Raw genomic sequence first — 19,310 nt, forward strand, 5'->3', positions numbered from 1 at the left:
AATTTAAGGAGAAGCATTATGTTGTCAAGGACAGACACCAATCAAAATAGACCAATTTCATTGAATCGCCTCAACCCAGAAGTGAAACAGGCATTGAAACAAGCTCTAGACGGCAAAGAAATATCAACTAAACAAGCGATATCTTTATTCGCTGCAGAAGGTAATGAATACCAAGCGCTATTAAATGTAGCCGACAAAGTAAGGCAAAACCTGTGTGGCGATACCGGTAGCTTTGTTATTACTCGTAATATTAATTTTACCAATGTTTGTTATATGGGTTGTAAGTTCTGTAATTTTGCTAAACCGGTAAAACATGAAGAAGCGGAGTTCCTTTCCCTTGATGAAATCGCCAATCGAGCACAACAAGCATGGGATAGAGGCGCAACTGAAGTCTGTATTCAAGGTGGATTACATCCGCAGATGAGCGCCGATTTCTACCGAAATATTTTACTTACTATTAAATCGCGCTTACCTAAAATGCACATTCATGCCTTTTCACCGTTCGAAATATGGTATGGATCTCGTAAAGCGAAAATGGAACCAAAAGAGTTTCTACGCGATTTGAAACTGTGTGGACTTGATTCTATGCCGGGGACTGCAGCCGAAATTTTGGATGTAGAGATCCGTGAACAATTAACTAAAAATAAACTTAGTACTGAAGATTGGGTCACGATAATCAAAGCCGCGCATGAAGTGGGTATTAGGACAACTTCGACTATTATGTATGGTCATATTGATCAACCATACCATTGGGCAAATCATCTAGAAACCTTAAGAAACATTCAAAAAGAAACCGGTGGTTTTACTGAATTTGTGCCATTAGGTTTCGTACATTACAAAACCAAACTATATAACGATAATCCTACGTTTGTTCGTCCTGGACCAACTCGAGGAGAGCATTTCAAAATGCATGCTGTTGCCCGATTAATGCTGCAAGGACAGATCAATAATATTCAAGCTTCATGGGTGAAAATGGGCTCGGATGTTGCGTCGCAAATGTTAAGGTCGGGTGCCAATGATTTAGGCGGCACGCTAATGAATGAAAGTATTTCTAGAGCCGCTGGTGGTGAACATGGCCAAGAGATTGAGCCTCAAGATATGGTTAATTTTATTCATGATGCAGGATTAAATGCGGTTCAACGTTCTACACTTTATTCTGAATTAAAAGCCTATCCGCTCCAAAATGAAGACGCAAAACATTTGGTACTTCCATCTCAAGAAATCGCCCGTTTCGGAGCGACAGCATGAGCAAAATCAATATAATTTTATTGGCAGGTGGAGTGGGTGGAGCAAAGGCTGCATTAGGGCTTTCGCTGAGTGAGTATGCTGAAGGGTTAAAGATTATTGGTAATATTGGCGACGATCAAGCGTTTCATGGCTTATGGATTTCACCCGATATAGACACGTTAGTTTATACCCTTTCTGGGCGCATTAATCGTCAACAAGGGTGGGGCTTACAAGGTGACGATCAAAAGGTGTTGAAAGGTTTGTCTGATCTTGGAGTTGATACATGGATGCAGCTTGGCGACATGGATTTTGCCACCCATATTTATAGAACGGAACGCCGACGATTAGGCCACAGAGCACAAGTTATCGCCCAAGATATAGCCAAGGCGAATGGGGTAGAAGTGCCCATTTTGCTACCAACGAATGATGTTATTCAAACCAAATTAAAATCAGGTAAAAGGTGGTTAAATTTTCAAGATTATTTTGTTCGTTTGAAGTGCCAACCTGTAATTGACGAAATTGAATACATCGATAGTAACAAAGCAACCGCCACTCCAGAGGCGATTAATGCCCTTCGAGAAGCTGATATGGTTGTGATTGCTCCGAGTAACCCGTTACTTAGTATTGGCGCAATCCTGTCTGTTGAGCAAATTCGAGCTAAGTTAACTAAAGTGACCGCACCTGTGGTGGCCATTTCACCGCTTATTGGTGGCGAGGCAATTAAAGGGCCTGCGGTGCAATTAATGCAAAGCTTAGGGCACTCTGCCAATGTGTTCGGGATTGCTCAATACTATCAAGGGTTAATTGATGTCTTAGTGATTGATCCGGTTGATGCCGAATTTACTGCGCAAATTGAAGCATTGGGTATTCAGGTACTAATCCAGAATATTTGGATGCGTGACGATGAAGAGAAGCAAGCGGTAATGAGTTCGGTAGTAAAATCCTGCGCCAACTTGCCATTACAGGACAAAACTTTGAGGGAGGCAAGCTAATGAGCAACAACCTTAATATCGTTATACCTATGAAATCACCGGTGCGATCTAAACAAAGGCTGATGAGTGTATTAACTTTGGCGCAACGAGAAACATTGGCAACCACTTTGTTTCGAAAGACGTTAGCTTTTTTTGCCGAACATTACTCTCAGGTTAACCGCTTGGTGGTTACCGATTCCGATCAGATAGCAAGAATCGCCAAAATATATGGTGCACAAGTATTAATAGAACAACAAAGCAAAGGGTTAAACAGTGCGCTTGAGTCGGCAACCAATTGGAGTGTAGCTAACGGATTTGACCAACAAATGGTCATTCCGGCTGATATTGCTCATTTAGAGATTGAAGAAATAGAGCCGATATTGGAAGCAGCTAAAAACAATGCGGTTGTGATTGCCCGAGCGAAAGACAACGGCACCAATGCGTTGTTGACTACACCGCCTAATGCGATTGAATTTTGTTATGGAAACCAATCTTCTTTAGCGCATGTGCAAGAAGCGCATAAAAAAAAGCTGACGGTAGAAATTTTGAACCTAGCTAATTTAAGCCAAGATATTGATGTGCCCGATGATCTTTTTCTCGTTTCGCCGAGTTATCAAGCGGAGCTTTCTGCGAAAGGAGTGTTGTTATGAATCATATGACAAAAATAGCCACGACGGCAGAATCAAAAGTAGACGAAGTCACTTTGACGGACAGCGAAAGCCAAGCGGTTAATTTTGATTCTATGCAGATGTTGACGGTGGGCGGGTTACCAGATTTTAAACCAGGAATGAATTTAGCGAATTGCTTAATTGATGCGTTAAAACTGCAAGGTGAAACGCTACAGCAAGGTGATATTTTAGTGGTTGCTCATAAAGTGGTCTCTAAATGTGAAGGTGCAGTTGTCAATATTGAAGAGGTTACCGCAAGCGAAGAGGCGATTACACTAGCAAAAACTGTCAATAAAGATCCGAGAAAAGTACAAGTTGTATTAGATCAGTCGGAAAAAATTGTTCGTAGCGTAAAACGGCCAGAACAAGAAGAGGGCGTGCTGATTGCCCAGCATAAATTAGGCTTTATCTGTGCCAATGCCGCGGTAGATGAATCGAATGCCGATCAACCTGGACAGTTAATTACCTTACCAGATGACCCAGATAAAAGTGCGAATCAATTGTGTACTGAATTAGAAGAGCATTTTTCTTGCCAATTAGGTGTCGTGATCAGTGACACGTTCGGTAGACCGTGGCGTCTTGGGCAGACTAACGTAGCGATAGGTTTAGCTCGAGTTCCTGCAATTCAACAGATGTTAGGTGAAGACGATGCTTGGGGGCGAGAGCTCAAAGTGACGGCTCCTGCTTTTGCTGATGAACTCGCGGCAGCATCGGGGCTATTGATGAGCAAGAGTGGAAAATTCCCAGTGATTATTTTTAGAGGGCTGGCGTGGACAGCCAGCTCTAGTAAAGCAAGCGATATTTTAAGACCAATTAGAGAGGATCTATTCCGATGAGTAACGTAAACAAAGTGGCTATTTTAGGCGGTACAGGCCCTCAAGGCCGTGGCGTAGCACTGAGGCTTGCTATGGCGGGTGTCCCTGTAGTGATCGGGTCACGCGATGGCGAAAGAGCAGCACAAAGTGCCAAAGAAATGAGTGCGTTATTACCGGCAGGAAGCGCAGTTATTGAAGGTATGGATAACGTCAGTGCTAGCGAATCTGCGGCTGAAATGGTCATTCTTTCGGTACCTTATTCTGCTCATAATGCGACCTTAACTGAGTTGAAGCCGATATTAGCCGACAAAATACTAATCGATATTGTGGTTCCACTTGCGCCTAAAAACCCGAAAGCGGTGGTTATGCCGGAAGAAGGCTCCGCTACAGAAGAAGCTCAAGCGCTGCTGGGCGAAGATATTGCAGTAGTGGGGGCGTTACATAACGTTTCTGCCATTACTTTGAATAACCTCGAGCAAGCGATTAACTGTGATGTATTAGTTTGCGGCAATCAATTGGCGGCAAAAAAGAAAGTTATGTCTTTGATCGAAAAAATGGGCGTGAAAGCATATAACGCCGGCCTGGCAGAAAGTGCTCGTTGTATTGAAGCTCTTACGCCAATTTTAATTAGATTAAATATTTCTAAAGACGTCCCATTTAGTCATGCAGGGGTGGTTATCGCACCTCCTGCTCACTAGTTTAAACAGAAAAGTTGAATATAAAAGGAAAATAGAAATGGAATTTGGTATTACGTTTAAAGGGTTTGTTAGCCCTAATCGAGCAAGAAATTTAGTTCGCCAAGCAGAAGAAGCGGGATTCTCTTATTGTTGGTTCTACGATTCTCATATCTTATGGCGTGAATCATTTGTCGCGATGGCAATGTGTATGGAACATACCACTAACATGCGTTTTGGCCCTTGTGTAACCAACCCTAATATTCGTGATTGGTCTCTAGCGGCGAGTTTGTACGGTAGCCTTGCCGCGCAGAGTGAAGGTCGTATTGATATTGGTTTAGGGCGTGGTGATTCGTCTATGCGTGTTATGGGTAAAAAACCCGCACCTTTAGCGAGAGTTGCTGAGTTTACCCAAAAAGTTAAAGCGATGGTTAAAGGGGAAGAAGTGATATATGGAGAATGTGAAAATCCGGTTAAATTCCCTTGGGCTGATGGCTATGATTTACCAGTATGGATTGCAGCATATGGGCCCAAAGCATTGGCGACAGCAGGCGAGCACGGTGATGGGCTAATATTACAAATCGCTGAGCCTCAATTAGTAAAATGGTTTGCTGACCAAGCATTAATAGCTGGTGAGAAAGCCGGCAAAGATATGAGCAACTTTAAGATTCAAGCCGCTGCTCCAGCCTATTTCGGTTCTAAAGAAGAGTGTTTAGAAAAAACGCGTTGGTTCCCAGCTATGGTGGGTAATCATGTGGCTGATATTGTTGAAAAATATGGTACTGATTCTGGCCTTGTTCCAAAAAGTTTAACTGATTATATTGAACAAAGAAAAGGTTATGATTATTCAAAACATGGTCAAAGTGATAACCCATATTTAGATTTCATTTCTGATGATATTATTGAAAGCTTTTCTGTATTAGGTACACCAGATGAACATATTGCCAAGATTAAGCAATTAGAAGAAGCTGGAGTTACTCAATTCAATATCTATTTAGATAATGGCGACGAAGAAAATATCATCGCTAAATATGGCGAGTTTATTATCCCTACTTTTAAAGAGGATGAATAAACGAGTTGTAAGTTTTCATTTTTTAACCGTTTATTAAATATTCAAGCTAACAAATTATTTAACCTTGCTAATTATATGTGAATTTAAAGGTATGATTAGTAGGGTTATTATTAAATTGATATCAGTTGTTTTTACTTTTTCTACGATAACTATTTTATTCTTGTAGCTATAGCATTTGTTACGCTATGGCATTTTATTCGCTCTAACATCTCTTTAACTCTAACAGTTTTATTGCTATATCACTTCTATCGTTATACTGGTTTTGGAATGGTGTATTGTCGTTCAACGTATTCTCCCCTTAGGACAATGGCGCAATTAGCTTGGGATAACAGCTATTATTCATTTGCGATTTTTTTGTTAATTTTGTGATACTGCTAATATACAAGAGAGCTTATTAAGTTCAGGGTTTTATTAAAATTACCAGCATATAAGGATTAATACCGAGTCAATTTCTACTTTTTAGTAATAAACAGTTAATAAATGAACATTTGCTTGCTATAGTATTCTGGACCGCACTTAAAAAGAAAAATTATAATCAGCTTGAATTTATAAAAATAAAAATTTGCTGAAAATTACGCAGTTATATCTAAATCATTTCGAGATGCAGGTAGGCGGCAAGCGTAAAAAACTCTGGATATAGATGTACTTGTAATGAGGTTTGAAATAGCACTAACACTGTATCTTCAAGTGGAAAAGTTATAGAACAACCTCTAAAAACGACTACTTTATTAGTTGGTGAGTAATGAGATTTTTATTAACATTAATTTTTATATGTTATTTTTCAACGGTTAACGCAAAAACAAATAACTTGCCTACTTCAGTGGATATCGGTGAGGAGCTCTCCTATGTAGAGCTTTTAAATAAAAGTAAAAACTTAAGCGATTTAGATAGAATAACCAGTCTCAAGTTAGCTGAACAAGCGTTGGCGTTATCGGTAAAAAATAACCAGTATAGTGACATGGCTGAAGCGAATGTTTTGCTTGGCGATTTGGCGCTAAAATCAAATGATATTGTCCAATCAATGGAATATTATTCTAGTGCTTCTATTATCTACCATCAATTGAACGACGATCGTTCTGTCGAGATAGACAAAACAATAGATGAATTACTTCCTCTAGCGATACAACTTAATAAAACCTCCGAGGTTGCCTCTGTACTACTGGCCGTATCAGAACATAAATACCAACAAAAACGTTACGATGTTGCGATTGTTTTTTATCTTCATTCCGTTAATTACCTGATCAACGCTGATGAAAGCGCGCAAAAAAAGCTGGGTAGAACTTATACTGGCCTTGCTCAATCGTATAAACGTTTAAATGATAAAGAAAAGACCGTTTGGTATTATCAGAAAGCACTGGCTGTTTTTAAGCAATTACAAAATAAAAAATACATTGCTCGTACACTGAATACGCTTGCAGAAGCTGAGCGTAAGTTAGAAGATTATTTATCTTCGCTTGACCATTCTGTTGAATCAATGGAGTTACACAAACAAATAAATGATCCTGTTGGGCATGCGAAGGCGTTAACTGGCGCGGGTATTATTTACCGGTACATTGAGCGTTATGAAAAATCGCTACATTATATGTACGAAGCGCATCAGTTTTATAAAAAAGCCAATATGCTTAGTGATGTTGGTAAAACATCTAACCAAATGGGGCTGATATATACCCGCCTGAAAGAATTTGAACAAGCTCGTTCGTTTTATCAGTTAACTATTGATTTACCAGAAGAAAAGGTTGATCCTTCAACACTTGCGTCTGCATTAAGAGAAATGGCTGTTATAGAAACTAAAGCGCGCAACTTTCAAGTAGCGAATGAATTGGCGCTTAAAGCCTCTAAGATTTATCAAGATACGGATGACAGAAAGAATCAAGCCCTTATTGCACGCATAATTGGCAATATTTACCGTGATAAAGTTATGTATCCTCAAGCAATTGAGCATTATCGTGAATCTTTATCTATAGCAACGGAAATCGGCAATAAATTATACCAAGCGAAAGCGCAAACTCCTTTGGCGGCAATGCTATTTAGCACTGATATAGATGAATCTATGCGGTTGTTACAAAAAGCCGTTATGTTAGCAACCGAAATTAACGATAATGCCCAGAAGTTATACGCCTATCGCGAATTGAGGAAAGCTGAAAAGTTACGCGGAAATTATGCCGAATCTTTACGTTATGCTGAACTAGAAATTATTTACACTGGAATTCTACAAAAAGAGAGAGAAAATAAACAACTTGATAAATTGAAGGCAACGCTTTATTCACAGAAAATTGAAATGGAGTTGGAATCATTAAAAGAGAAAACTGAGCGTGATAGCCTTGAACTTGCAAAGCAAAATAGCGAAATGGAATTAGTAAAACAAGCTAAGACAATAGCGGAGCTAGAATTGGAGAACAACAAATATTCTAGCATGGCGTTGAGTTTACTATTGGTCGCTTCATTAATGCTGATCGTTATGGTTTGTTTTAAGTTTATTGCTTCTAAAAAACGTAACTTAGAATTAGGTTACTTAGCCGCCAGAGACCCTTTAACCAACTGTTATAACCGACGTACTTTACTCAGCCATATGGAAATGGATTTCGCAAGATTAGAAGAAATAGGAGAGTATAGTATTCTTATGGCAGATATCGACCACTTTAAAAAGGTCAATGATACTTATGGGCACATTGCTGGCGATAAAGTGCTTTGCAGAGTAGTTGAAACCTTACAAAATTGTGTGCGTGCAGAAGATATTGTTGCTCGCTTTGGTGGAGAAGAGTTCTGTATTGTTTTACAAGGACTCGATGAGACGAAAGCCGTACAGATTGCCGAACAAATGCGTAACAATATTGAGCATACCAGCTATGAAGGTATATCCGTTACTTGTAGCTTTGGAGTGACTTCGGTCCGGTTTAACGCCAATGATCCGAATGAGCTTATTGCACAAGCCGATTCTGCTTTGTATAAAGCTAAGTCTTTAGGCCGAAATAGTGTGGCACTGTGGAGTGAATAGGTGGTCGATTAGATTTAATTATAGCCACAAAATATAGCAATCAATTTAGTTGCGACCACCAACCTAACACTAGAGTAGTTTATGTATCAATATTCATTTTGTTCAGATACAAAAAACGCGACCTATTGAGTAATAGGTCGCGCTCGGTTTAATCTATTTAACTTTAACTTTAACTTTAACTGGTAGCGAGATAAACCAATTGATTAACAGTTAAATAGAGGAAAGCTCTTGCTTGAGAATGTCCTTGTTTACCTGATTTTTATCGTTCTGCAAAAGCGGCATAAATTTCTTATGTACCACTTTACTAGGGATCATATACGAGGCTAAGTGTTTGTTTAGTTCGAACAGTATTTCAGTTTCGCTAATAGGCGTAGCTGAGGTGTACACTAAAACAATCTCTTCTTCGATCAGTTCGTTTTCTAGGCCAAACACCGCGCAACGCTCTATACTAGGAAAGGCTTTTTCAACAACAGACTCAACTTCATAAGGTGAAACACGGTAACCGCGTGTTTTAATCATATCGTCATTACGCGAGACGAAGTAAAAATACCCTTCTTCATCTTTGTAGACATAATCTCCGGTTGCCACAACTATTTCATCGACCAGTTGACCTTCTAAGTCGATGACATCTTTTAAAATAGAGACCGACTTAAAACGCTCAGCGGTTTCTTCAGGCGCATTCCAGTAGCCTTTATAAATGTAGCCACCGCGATGGATAAGTTCACCCACTTCTCGTGGCGCACATTCTTTGCCGTCTTCATTTATGACATAAAGTTCCACATCCGGTATCGCTTTTCCTATAGAGTTTGGTCGTATTTGAACTTGCGACGGGTCTAAATAGGTAGAACGAAAAGCTTCTGTTAAACCATGCATCGAGTAAAAATCTGCCTTGCGAAAGGTTCGTTTACAATCGTCTATCATTCTAGCGGTTACATTTCCTCCAGAAGAGGTAATGGTTTTAACGCGATCAAACAGGTCAGCACTTGGAATACGTGACGTTTCTTGATCGAACATTTGTGTAATATAAACAGGCATTACTGGCAGTACTGTTACTTTATCGTCGATTAGATGATTGAAGAAATCTTCTGGAAGAATAAAGCGATGCATCGCTAATGTTGCTTTTTTATATAGAGTACAAAATAGTTGATTGAGACCGTAATCGAGGTTGAAAAACAACACACCAGAAATAACATCATCTGTGTCCAGTTTCAGGTACTGAGAGACCACTCGTGCCGAATCAATCAAGTTTCGGTGAGAAATCACGATGCCTTTAGGGGTACCGGATAAACCAAAAGAGTAGGTGATTAATGCGGAATCATGGCCACTTATGTCACATTCATAAGGTTTGTTATAGTATTTATAAATCTCTTCAAATGAGGCGATATCTTTGCTTGCGGTATCATAAGAAATAATATGCCCATCAAAATCGATCTCTTCTATATTCTCAAGTTTTAAATTATCGGTAATGATGCATTTGATATCACAATCTTTGATAATGTACTTTATCTGATCCGGCTTAAGCATTTTGCTCATTGGTACCAGAATACAGTCGGTTGAAAGTACCGCTAGGTCGGCTACCATTTGCTCAATACGTTTGTTTGAATAGATACCAATACGTGTATTTTTAGGTAAGCCTAACTCTTTGATATATAAAGCCACTTGATTGACTTTTTTAAATAAATCGGCGTAGGTTAGTTTGTCTTCGTCTAATACAATTGCAGTTTTGTCTGCGTGTGTATCAACAGCATTTTCTAGTAGACTTCGAATACAGTTTATTGACATTCTAATTTTCCTTTTGCCCCTAGCGTCCAAATATCATAGTTGTTGTCGAGGATAGTGACGGGATTATGATCAGACGTCATGATTTTTTTATAAAAGAAAGCGACGATGTCTTCCACTTCCTCTTTCGAGAGTACCTTTGTTATTCCGCCAGTAATAACGATCGAGTTAATGGCCAATAACTTTAGATTAATATACGCTTTGCGGTAGTGTGATATTTTGCACAAGACTAAGAAGATTGATAATTGCATTAAGATTTTTGTCGCTTTTTCACTTTGTTCTTCAAAGATGTTTTCGGTGACTTTTAAATGCATTAATAATTCGTAGACGAATTCATTATTCTTTGCGGCAAAAATTAAAGACTGCTTCGATTTATATACGCCGAGCTTTTTGAATACCAAACGATCATATTCATTTTCCGTCACGATGTTGCCATCAAACACCAGATCTTTGGAGTAATGAATATCGGTTGTTGCACCACCAATATCAAGTAAAATAAACGGGTCGACCACGGAGTAACTGGCATCCACATAAGGTAATGCTTGATTGACAACATAAGGCGTTGAGAAAATCTGGTTAGAGGTTATGGCATAAAGACTTTTTATATCTTCTTTACCTTCAATATCAAGTTGATACAGATTAGTGAGATATTCTTTTAGCGGATCTTCAACAATGTGTAAGCGACCATCAATAATGTTAGGCAAACTAACTAGGTTAGTGATTTCTTGGGCTAACGAGTCTCCATCTGGTTTATTGCCTACATAAACAATATTCGAATAGTTTAGTTGATTTAAGTAGTTAAGTAGCGGTTGGCCAAACATTTTACTATTGCTATCAATCCCACCTACCACAATAACCACATCGACCAAATCACTTGGTATCGAATATTCGGCAATATTTTGGTATAGGATAGTATCGATAATATTAATACCGGAATTGAAGGCAATATTGGTAGCGTATTTTAGAGAGAACGATTTGGTGGCACCGATGATTAAAGTGCTTAATCCGCCATTAGCAGAAGAACAAATATGAATGTCTTCCTTTTTATATTGGCTAACTTTTGAACCGCATTTGTGCATTAAATCATCCAGAATATCTTTATTAAAGTCTCTGAAATGTTGTTCGATATGCTCTAAATCGGACACTTTAAAATAGGTACTTCCGATGTCGATGAACAAGGGTTTTTTATCTGATGGCTCTGTTATATTCTGGCTCATTGCATAATACCTATATCGTGAATTATGTCGTTAACTATGCTCGTTGTGTCCTTATTGAGATCACATTGTGACCGCTCAAATTCAAAACAGCGATCAGGAATAGGCACGCCGCCTCGGTCAATTATGCGGATATTTTTATTGGCATCACGAATCGTAATCATCTTGTTGTGGTTAATGATATGAGGTGAGAATGGCACATCAATAATGCCGCACTTAATGCAATTAAACACTTTGCGCCAAAGTGTGTCAGCTGGGTCATTGAATACCGCTTCCATAATAGCCATCACTTCAGCGGTTAAAATTTCTTCTTCTTGTTCATCAACAATATTGGGTAAGCCATTAAGAATACGCAGTGTGTACTGAGTATCGGCGACTGTTTTAGCATTTGCTTCTTTGGTTGGAATACCTGCGGCTTCTTCGCGTGTTTTAGTGATGATTTTGTCTGCGCCAACCATAGAGGCGATAACGGTCGACATATTAATCAATTGTTCTGCATAGCTTTTGTTGGTCGGGAAGGCTCCCATCCATTGATGGTAAACAAGATGGATACTTGCATCACCACAACCTATCGCATTGGCATAATGTTTGGCTAATTTTTTAATTACCGCTCCGGTAACGATATCTTGATTCATTGAACCTTGTTGAGAAAATGATACCGAGAACGACTTAACGCCTTCTTCTAATGAAAGCAGCATTTCAAGTAGCTGGATAACAATAGTGATTGAAGGTGGAACCAGTGTTGCGGTAAGTGGACCAAATGACTCGCGGTTAATAGGTTCGTTCAACTGGGAATAATTGGCACACACTCGCTCAACGTACTTCCAATACATGAAGGCTTTATCTAATGGGAAATTTTTAGAGTAAGGAAGTAGGTAAGTAATAGGGCCGCCTTCTATTTCAAAAATGCCTGAGGCGATAGCGGTTTCGATAAGTAAACGTGCATCTGGTGTACCATGTCGCAAGCTAACTGGCTTATTGAAATGGGTGATCATTTTGCGTGTGGTTCGGTAGCCATGATTAACCAATGGATAACCGTTTAACATATCCACATCGTTCTCTTCACTAAGGCGTAGCATTTTCTTCGCCGTACCATAGTCGTTTAAGCGGGTATTCGAGTCGATGGTGAGCGGTAATACGTCAACGTTAGCGTTAACAAAAAATTCGTTTAAGGCGAATTGCTTTTTATAAGTAGGGAAGCCGCCGCGAGGTTGCACCAACATCTTGTCTTTTTTGTTAAAATGATGAGAAATGAACAGTTCTTTACTGGCGTTGGTTACAAATTCTTTTACTTCATCAAAATCAAAAGTATCAACATATTCGTTACTAAGAATTATTTCTCGTTCTTCTTGAAGTAGGCTCATGCAAGACCTCTCTCTTGTATTAATTCATCTAAAAGGTCGAGGCCTGTATTTAAATCGACTTGATGACAAACGATGTCAAAACCATATTTTTTATATTTTTTAACGATTTCGTCTGCATCACCGCTACCTACCACTAAATTGCCGCCTATCATCATTATTACTTCATCCAGTCCTTTATATTGCGACTTAAGAGCTCTAACTTCACGGCTCCAACCTTCTGCTTCACCATTGAGTGAAGAGATAAGTAGTACTTCGGCACCGGTTTCCACTACCGCGTCGAAAAATTCTTCTAAGTGTGTGTTCACACCCAAGTTAAAAACTTCATACCCTCTGGCATTGAGGGAGAGTTCGATGAGCCTATTGGCTACAACGTGGATATCGTTGCCAACTACTCCAGTCACTACTTTCATATAATTATATTTACCTAATATCCCTATTTAGGGTTTTTTGTCTGTCTAAACGGTAGTTGGTTTACTCGAACGGTGAGTACGCCATCTATTATTGTTGTTTTTCGTGTGTGTCTGTTTATTTTTAATATTGCTGTGTTTAGCTGCCTGTCACTGTTAACTTCATCACAGATTAGATTACTGAAATTTAGGCGTCCAGACATCTTTTTTATCTCGTTTCTTGCAGCATACCACAACAAAAAAAGATGTAAAAAGCGCTAATTGGAGTGCTAGAATGAGAAATCAGTTATAAAGCCTAAAACAAATAGCAAACAAGGATGATGTATGGAATTTTTTACCGCAGATATCTGTGATGAGTACCCAGAAAAAGTAACCGTTCTCGGCGCAGGGTTTCAAAATTTTGGCGGCTCAGATAAATGCCAAGGCGAAGTAGTGACGATTAAGTTGGATAAAAATAACGCCGACCTTATTACTTTGCTGAGAGACGAAGACGGTTCAGGTAAAGTGGTGGTGGTAGATGTTGACCAAGATTATTTCGCGGTGGTAGGTGAGAACTTAATGAAGTTTGCACACAATAATAATTACGCCGGTATTATTGTTAATGGTTATATTCGTGATACTTTCCAAATTAAAGATATTCCAGTGGTACTGTATGCGCTGGGTACTTGCCCGAGAAAATCGATCCCAGTGACTCAAGGACAAAGAGATGTATCATTGTCTTTTGCCGGTATCGAAGTGAAAAGTGGTGATTATCTTTATGCTGATACCGATGGTGTTATTGTTACCGCTGAAAAAATAGTGTAATTGTCTGATTTATGTAAGTAAATACATTTTTATGCAACAGATGTTACTTATAGAAAAACGTTATTTCACTGCGATTTGGTTATCCTTATTTAATTTTTAAGGATAACCGCGCTTTACCTATAGGCAATGATCACCTACTTAACAATAATTATTATCTAGTCATATTCACTTTCTAGCCATACTCAATACCTTACGATAATCCTATATCTGTTAATAATCCGTATTACGACCAGTTTACTGGTTCTAGTTTAGCAATATTTGAATGGGTTACTTTGATTCTGTAGCGTTCAATTTTATTGTTATTGAGGCGAAAAATAAGATTTATATCATGCAGCATTGAGAATTTATTTTTAATCAGTTTTCCCTGCTCATAACTAGTGTGTCTTAAGGTCGTGTCGGGCAGTAAGCCTAATAACGAATGCAAATTGATGTCCATGGTGTCTCTAACTTGAGTGAAACCATTCATGAACTTGTCATTCATTTCATATTTCTTTTTGTAATATATTACCGCTTCTCCCGCTTCTTTCTTGGTATATTTACCTTTACCTCGAACAGCAATTATCTCTTCATCGGGGACTTTAAATTCCGCTAAATCATAGCATTGGCCAACCGCTTTATCATGAATGTCATAAAGAATCGTTTTTATGCGATATTTACCTTTGCTTAGTTTTTTGGCGATATAAGTTCTAAATAGTTCTTTAAATCTATCCTTAAATATATAGCTAAAACAGATGGTCATTAATAACGCTAACGACAGTGTTCCGTAACCTAATTGGACGTAAAACACCACTAAAGTGGTTAATAGCATGGATAAAAAAGCGCTTATACTAAAAGCAATTTGTTGTCTAACTAAGCCTAGCGTGTTGTTTTTTTGGTTGATATTGATCGATTTACAGAAGTAGTTTTCTTTTCTACGGATATACTGCGCTTCTTTTGAACGCAAACCGTAGTGCTCTCGTCTATATTCCCGTTCTGCACAGGCAAATTTAATTAATTCATCGTAAATGGCAGTGTTTTGGTTGCCTTTTTTAACCGAATGACAGTAAGCCAGAGTGATTTGTTCCGCATAATAGGCACAAATTTCATCGGCACTTTTAAAGTCTTTTATGGTTTCCTCGGTAGTGGGGGTATTACGTAAATCATTTAATAGTGAGCGTGCGACTTTTAAATAGTCTGATAAATCGGTTTTGTTTTTTCTTACCTCTTGAAGCAGTCGTGATAGTTTTAATTTAAATGTTTTTAGAAAAATAGGGAAATCGATTGTACTGTCAGAACGTGTTTTGGTCTGCTTTAGGAGTGGGAACTTGGCTTTAGAGATCGAGTAATGATAACGCGATGCTTTTAAATCCAGTAAAATATTTGCATTAATGTCACGCTCGAGAATGCCCATGTCATTGGGTAAAAACATGTACATTTCTAGAATCGAAACCTTATTTTTATTGACAGTTGTCCTTATTTCCATTGAGGTATCAAGGACTTCAAGATCGATCTTCACGTAGTAAATACCTAAAAAATTGTTGCTGTGTACATCATTGTTATGCGGTTTTAACGGTGTTTTTGAGTTGTAAAAGTTGCTTAGTAAATTGAGCGAATCCATAGCCACCTGGTTCGGTCATTAGAATCGAAGGATGGGCGATTAATTGATTCCAATAGTGACTTAGATTGGCTACGCCTACGCTGTTTGGTAGCGTTGAGAACATCTGTTGATCGTTGAGTGAATCACCCACATAACAACATTGTGTCAGTATTTCTGATTCGCTTAGTCCTTTTTGCTGTAAGAAGCGAAGTGACGTAATCTTTTTGGAGTGCTCACCATACCAAGCATTGATATGGATTGAACTTGCCGTTGCATTGGCACCCAGTTTTTTAATTTTACTTAAAATGGCTTCAACGATAGAACGGTCAACTTGCGGACAGTTTTGGCCAATATCAATTGACACTTCGCACAATCGGTAAGATTGATCTAAGGTTAAATTTAACTGTGGGTAATCTTGTAAAATATCCAGCACTTGGGCTTTAAGCCGTGCTTGTTGTTGCTTCAATTGCTGTCGATCTACATCGGCTTGTAGAGTCAATTGGCCTTGTTTTTTTTCTAGGATAAATGCGCCATTTTCTCCGATCACGGCATCTACAGGCCAAAGTTGAGCAATATGGTCGCACCAACCGGCGCAAGCACCGGTAACCGCGACTACTTTAATACCTGCCGATTGTAAGTGACTCAAGGCAATTAACGTTTCCGGGGGAAGTTTACCTTCCCATGTCAGTGTATCGTCGACATCGGTTAGAACCCAGCCGATGTCTTGCCAATTTTTATCCAGTTGATTAGGTACCAAATGCATAGTCTATTCCTCAGTTAATTACAGTAAGTTAGGCAAAAACATCACTAAACTTTCTGAGTAAGTGAGAATCATGAGTACCGTTAATAATGCGATGAGTAATGGTGTAATTTCACGGACAAAATCAACCACTCGAACTTTAAGAATGGAACATACTGTAAACATCATCGATCCAAATGGTGGTGTTACGCCTCCAATCATAATATTAACGATAACGATGATACCAAAATGGACTGGATTGACTCCAAGATTGAGCACTGCAGGCAGCAATAAAGGCGTTAAAATAATCATTGCCGCGCCACCTTCGATAAACATACCAACAACAAGTAACAGTAAATTTATCAGTAGTAACAGTATCAATTTATTATCGGTAAGTTGAATTAGAGCTGAAGCCACATTTTGTGGTATTTGCTCTAATGTCATGTAATAGCCAAACACCATGGCACCAATGATAATAAACATGACACTACTTGTGCCTTGAATGGTTTCTTTAAGGATCACGGGAATATGTTTAGGTTTTAGCTCTCGGTAAATGGCCGCGCCAATAATTACGCAGAGTAAAACAGCAATTGCACCCGCTTCTGTTGGGGTGAATAAACCAAATCGCATACCAAGAATAATGCCAAATGGAATTAATAATGCAGGGACAGCTTTAGAAAAGAAACTGAAACGTTCTTTAGCCGACGCAGGTTGCGAGCGAGAAGGCTTGTAGTTTCTTTTCTTTGAAATAATGGCGATAGTAAAAATCAGTGAACCAGCCATCATTAGAGCAGGGACGTAACCTGCGATAAACATGGAATGGACTGAAACATTGGCCAGTAAAGCGAAAATAATCAGGTTAATACCTGGTGGAATAACCGGTGCAATACTTGAAGACGCAGCAGTAACGGCAGCAGTAAAAGGGAGATCGTAGCCACGCTTGGTCATTTCAGGGGCCAAGATTTTAGATTGCATTGCTGCATCAGCATTCGCTGAGCCTGAGATCCCACCCATCAGGGTACTCAGTAGTACGTTTACGTGCGCTAAGCCACCCACTTTATGGCCAATTAGTGAATCAGCAAAAGCTAATAGACTTCGGCTGATACCGGCATAATTCATTACCGAACCGACCATAATAAAAAATGGAATGGCTAATAATGGAAATGATGATGCAGACGAAATAAATCGTTGCATGACCAGACTGACAGGAATAGATGTGTTGATAAAAAGAAAGTACACCAAAGAAGACGCAATTAACGAGAACGCGATAGGTATATTCAGCAAGAACAGGACAAAAAGTAAAATGATTGGTAAATAGATATCCACTTAGACCACCTAGTGCGTATGTGATGATGAGTTATCGCCAGAATTGGTCAAATCATCTTTAATAAACTTGAGCGTATGAATTGCCATCAAAGAAAAGCAGACCACAAGTACGCTATTAATCGTAAAGTAAGACATCCCCATTACTGGTGTTACTTTGGTTGATAACATGGTGTAGTCATAACTAAGGTAAGCAAGGATCACATTGAGTATTAATAAAAACGTTGAAATCATTAGACGAAAGGCTTTCTTGGCGCTGTCAGGTAGAATTGCCAAGATAACGTCAACCCCCATGTGCAGCCTGTGCTTGTAACATGAGCTAATTCCGAAATACACAGCCCAGATAAAACAGATAACCGATAACTCTTCACTCCACGGTATGACAAATCCTAAGCCATAGCGCAGGAAAACGTTAATGATTACCATCAATACGGTGATTGAAATGGCTATTGAAGCGAAAATCTCTTCAAAATTAGTTATAAAACGCATTTTTACTCCAGATCGTTAAGCAAACGAATAATAAATGGCGTCTTATTTGGGGAGTAAATAAGACGCCAGCTTCGTTTAATTAATTATTTATTTGCGCGGATTTTCTCTAATTCACCATTAATTGTCGCATGTACATCTTTGCTCCAAGTTGGGAATTGGTTATAGACTTCAGCAGTTAGTCTACCGAACTCTGCATTGTCAACTTCATTGAAAGTAACGCCTAAGTCTTTCAGTTTCTGCATATATTCAGCGTCCAATTTAACCAGCTCATTGGTATTTGAAACGGCACCTGCTTCTAACTCTTCCATTACGATAGCTTGTTGTTCTGCATTTAATTTATCCCATACTTTTGGTGAGATGTATAAACCAACAGTGCCCAAGAAGTGCTTAGTGAAAGACATGTTTTTTGCTACTTCATAAATTTTGGTCGAGTACATGGTTAAGATTGAACCTTCTAAACCATCAACCACGCCTTGTTGAACACCAGCATAAGTTTCAGGGAAAGGTAGAGAGGCTGGTGATGCACCCATTGCGCTTAGTGTGCTAATAAATAGTTGGCTACCCGGTACGCGAATACGCATGCCTTTCATGTCAGCTGAATTTTTGATCTCTTTATTAGTGATCATATGGCGGAAGCCAAACATATAGTCAGCAGTTAGAATTTTGATGCCTTTTTTCTCAACTTGAGCCGTCAGGTCAGCAACAAAATCAGTTTTCATCATGGCCAGATACTCATCATAAGAGTTGTATAGACCAGGACCTGCTAATGCAGCAAAATCAGGTACGAAATCACCGAGGTAACTTAAATCTTCTACTGCTATCCAATCCGCGCCATTAACCACTTGCTCTAGGTTATCTTTATAGACTGGTAACTGGCCACCAGGGAAAACTTTAATGTTTACTCCGCCATCAGTACGGGTGCGAATTTTGTCAGTTACTTTAATGAGTTCTTGTGTCAGCAATTCATTTTGCGTAAACACTAAGCTCATATTAATGTTCACTGGTTTCTGCGAAGCAGCCATGGCAGTTTCACTTCCAGCTAATCCATATCCAAATAGTGTGGCTGCTGTTAATACTGTTCCCAGTAGTAGCTTTTTCATCGTTGTTACCCTCAGTAGTTAAGTAAGGTGTTACTCTTGTTCACGTTTGTTTTGTCTTTGTTAGGGTTCGTAACATATAATATTCATATGAAA

General features: G+C 39.0%; 17 protein-coding genes. 8 read left to right on the forward strand and 9 right to left on the reverse strand.

Annotated features, from left to right (window positions below):
* The first annotated feature begins 18 nt into the window (after nucleotides 1–18).
* The 7 genes from cofH (at nucleotide 19) to ACLKML_RS17705 (ending at nucleotide 8,422) form a co-directional block, all read left to right on the forward strand.
* Entirely contained in the window at nucleotides 19–1,248 is a 1,230-nt protein-coding gene (gene cofH, locus ACLKML_RS17675) for a 5-amino-6-(D-ribitylamino)uracil--L-tyrosine 4-hydroxyphenyl transferase CofH (protein WP_413284302.1), read from the forward strand.
* On the forward strand, nucleotides 1,245–2,219 hold the full coding sequence (locus tag ACLKML_RS17680; protein ID WP_413284303.1) for a 2-phospho-L-lactate transferase CofD family protein: 975 nt from the start codon (nucleotides 1,245–1,247) through the stop codon (nucleotides 2,217–2,219). The genes cofH and ACLKML_RS17680 overlap by 4 nt, the downstream gene beginning before the upstream one ends.
* A complete protein-coding gene (cofC, locus tag ACLKML_RS17685) occupies nucleotides 2,219–2,848 on the forward strand; it encodes a 2-phospho-L-lactate guanylyltransferase (RefSeq protein WP_413284304.1) in 630 nt (209 codons plus the stop codon). Before ACLKML_RS17680 ends, cofC begins: the two co-directional genes overlap by 1 nt.
* A complete protein-coding gene (cofE, locus tag ACLKML_RS17690) occupies nucleotides 2,845–3,702 on the forward strand; it encodes a coenzyme F420-0:L-glutamate ligase (protein WP_413284305.1) in 858 nt (285 codons plus the stop codon). The genes cofC and cofE overlap by 4 nt, the downstream gene beginning before the upstream one ends.
* On the forward strand, nucleotides 3,699–4,379 hold the full coding sequence (gene npdG, locus ACLKML_RS17695) for an NADPH-dependent F420 reductase (protein ID WP_413284306.1): 681 nt from the start codon (nucleotides 3,699–3,701) through the stop codon (nucleotides 4,377–4,379). The genes cofE and npdG overlap by 4 nt, the downstream gene beginning before the upstream one ends.
* A gap of 37 nt (nucleotides 4,380–4,416) precedes the next feature.
* The gene (locus ACLKML_RS17700; protein ID WP_413284307.1) at nucleotides 4,417–5,427 is read left to right on the forward strand and encodes a TIGR03842 family LLM class F420-dependent oxidoreductase; all 1,011 of its coding nucleotides are present in this window, start codon (nucleotides 4,417–4,419) and stop codon (nucleotides 5,425–5,427) included.
* Nucleotides 5,428–6,169: 742 nt separating this feature from the next.
* The gene (locus ACLKML_RS17705) at nucleotides 6,170–8,422 is read left to right on the forward strand and encodes a diguanylate cyclase (protein ID WP_413284308.1); all 2,253 of its coding nucleotides are present in this window, start codon (nucleotides 6,170–6,172) and stop codon (nucleotides 8,420–8,422) included.
* Nucleotides 8,423–8,632: 210 nt separating this feature from the next.
* Here the strand turns inward: ACLKML_RS17705 and ACLKML_RS17710 are convergent, their stop codons facing one another.
* Genes ACLKML_RS17710 through glmS form a run of 4 tightly spaced genes read right to left on the reverse strand, consistent with a single transcriptional unit; the run spans nucleotide 8,633 to nucleotide 13,189 of the window.
* Nucleotides 8,633–10,204: an AMP-binding protein gene (locus ACLKML_RS17710; RefSeq protein ID WP_413284309.1), complete on the reverse strand. Its 1,572-nt coding sequence runs from the start codon at nucleotides 10,202–10,204 to the stop codon at nucleotides 8,633–8,635.
* Complete coding sequence (locus ACLKML_RS17715) at nucleotides 10,195–11,418, reverse strand: glutamate mutase L (protein WP_413284310.1); 1,224 nt, start codon at nucleotides 11,416–11,418, stop codon at nucleotides 10,195–10,197. The genes ACLKML_RS17710 and ACLKML_RS17715 overlap by 10 nt, the downstream gene beginning before the upstream one ends.
* Nucleotides 11,415–12,779 carry a hypothetical protein gene (locus tag ACLKML_RS17720; protein ID WP_413284311.1) on the reverse strand — a complete coding sequence of 455 codons (1,365 nt, stop codon included), beginning with the start codon at nucleotides 12,777–12,779 and terminating at the stop codon, nucleotides 11,415–11,417. Before ACLKML_RS17720 ends, ACLKML_RS17715 begins: the two co-directional genes overlap by 4 nt.
* Nucleotides 12,776–13,189, reverse strand: coding sequence for a methylaspartate mutase subunit S (gene glmS / locus ACLKML_RS17725; protein ID WP_413284312.1), 414 nt, complete (start codon nucleotides 13,187–13,189; stop codon nucleotides 12,776–12,778). Before glmS ends, ACLKML_RS17720 begins: the two co-directional genes overlap by 4 nt.
* 321 nt (nucleotides 13,190–13,510) lie before the next feature.
* On the opposite strand from glmS, the gene rraA reads away from it, so the two are divergent.
* Nucleotides 13,511–13,990, forward strand: coding sequence for a ribonuclease E activity regulator RraA (rraA, locus tag ACLKML_RS17730; protein WP_317717364.1), 480 nt, complete (start codon nucleotides 13,511–13,513; stop codon nucleotides 13,988–13,990).
* Nucleotides 13,991–14,213: 223 nt separating this feature from the next.
* Here the strand turns inward: rraA and ACLKML_RS17735 are convergent, their stop codons facing one another.
* The 5 genes from ACLKML_RS17735 to ACLKML_RS17755 all read right to left on the reverse strand — a co-directional run bounded on the left by ACLKML_RS17735 (nucleotide 14,214) and on the right by ACLKML_RS17755 (nucleotide 19,217).
* Entirely contained in the window at nucleotides 14,214–15,485 is a 1,272-nt protein-coding gene (locus ACLKML_RS17735; protein WP_413284313.1) for a hypothetical protein, read from the reverse strand.
* Between the two features lie 40 nt (nucleotides 15,486–15,525).
* Nucleotides 15,526–16,329: an HAD-IIB family hydrolase gene (locus ACLKML_RS17740; protein ID WP_413284314.1), complete on the reverse strand. Its 804-nt coding sequence runs from the start codon at nucleotides 16,327–16,329 to the stop codon at nucleotides 15,526–15,528.
* A gap of 18 nt (nucleotides 16,330–16,347) precedes the next feature.
* Complete coding sequence (locus ACLKML_RS17745) at nucleotides 16,348–17,631, reverse strand: TRAP transporter large permease (protein ID WP_317717367.1); 1,284 nt, start codon at nucleotides 17,629–17,631, stop codon at nucleotides 16,348–16,350.
* Nucleotides 17,632–17,640: 9 nt separating this feature from the next.
* On the reverse strand, nucleotides 17,641–18,117 hold the full coding sequence (locus ACLKML_RS17750) for a TRAP transporter small permease (protein WP_413284315.1): 477 nt from the start codon (nucleotides 18,115–18,117) through the stop codon (nucleotides 17,641–17,643).
* A gap of 83 nt (nucleotides 18,118–18,200) precedes the next feature.
* Nucleotides 18,201–19,217 carry a C4-dicarboxylate TRAP transporter substrate-binding protein gene (locus tag ACLKML_RS17755; RefSeq protein WP_413284316.1) on the reverse strand — a complete coding sequence of 339 codons (1,017 nt, stop codon included), beginning with the start codon at nucleotides 19,215–19,217 and terminating at the stop codon, nucleotides 18,201–18,203.
* Between the last annotated feature and the right edge of the window lie 93 nt (nucleotides 19,218–19,310).

The organism is Vibrio sp. MA40-2 (assembly GCF_047302445.1).
Taxonomy (GTDB): domain Bacteria; phylum Pseudomonadota; class Gammaproteobacteria; order Enterobacterales; family Vibrionaceae; genus Vibrio.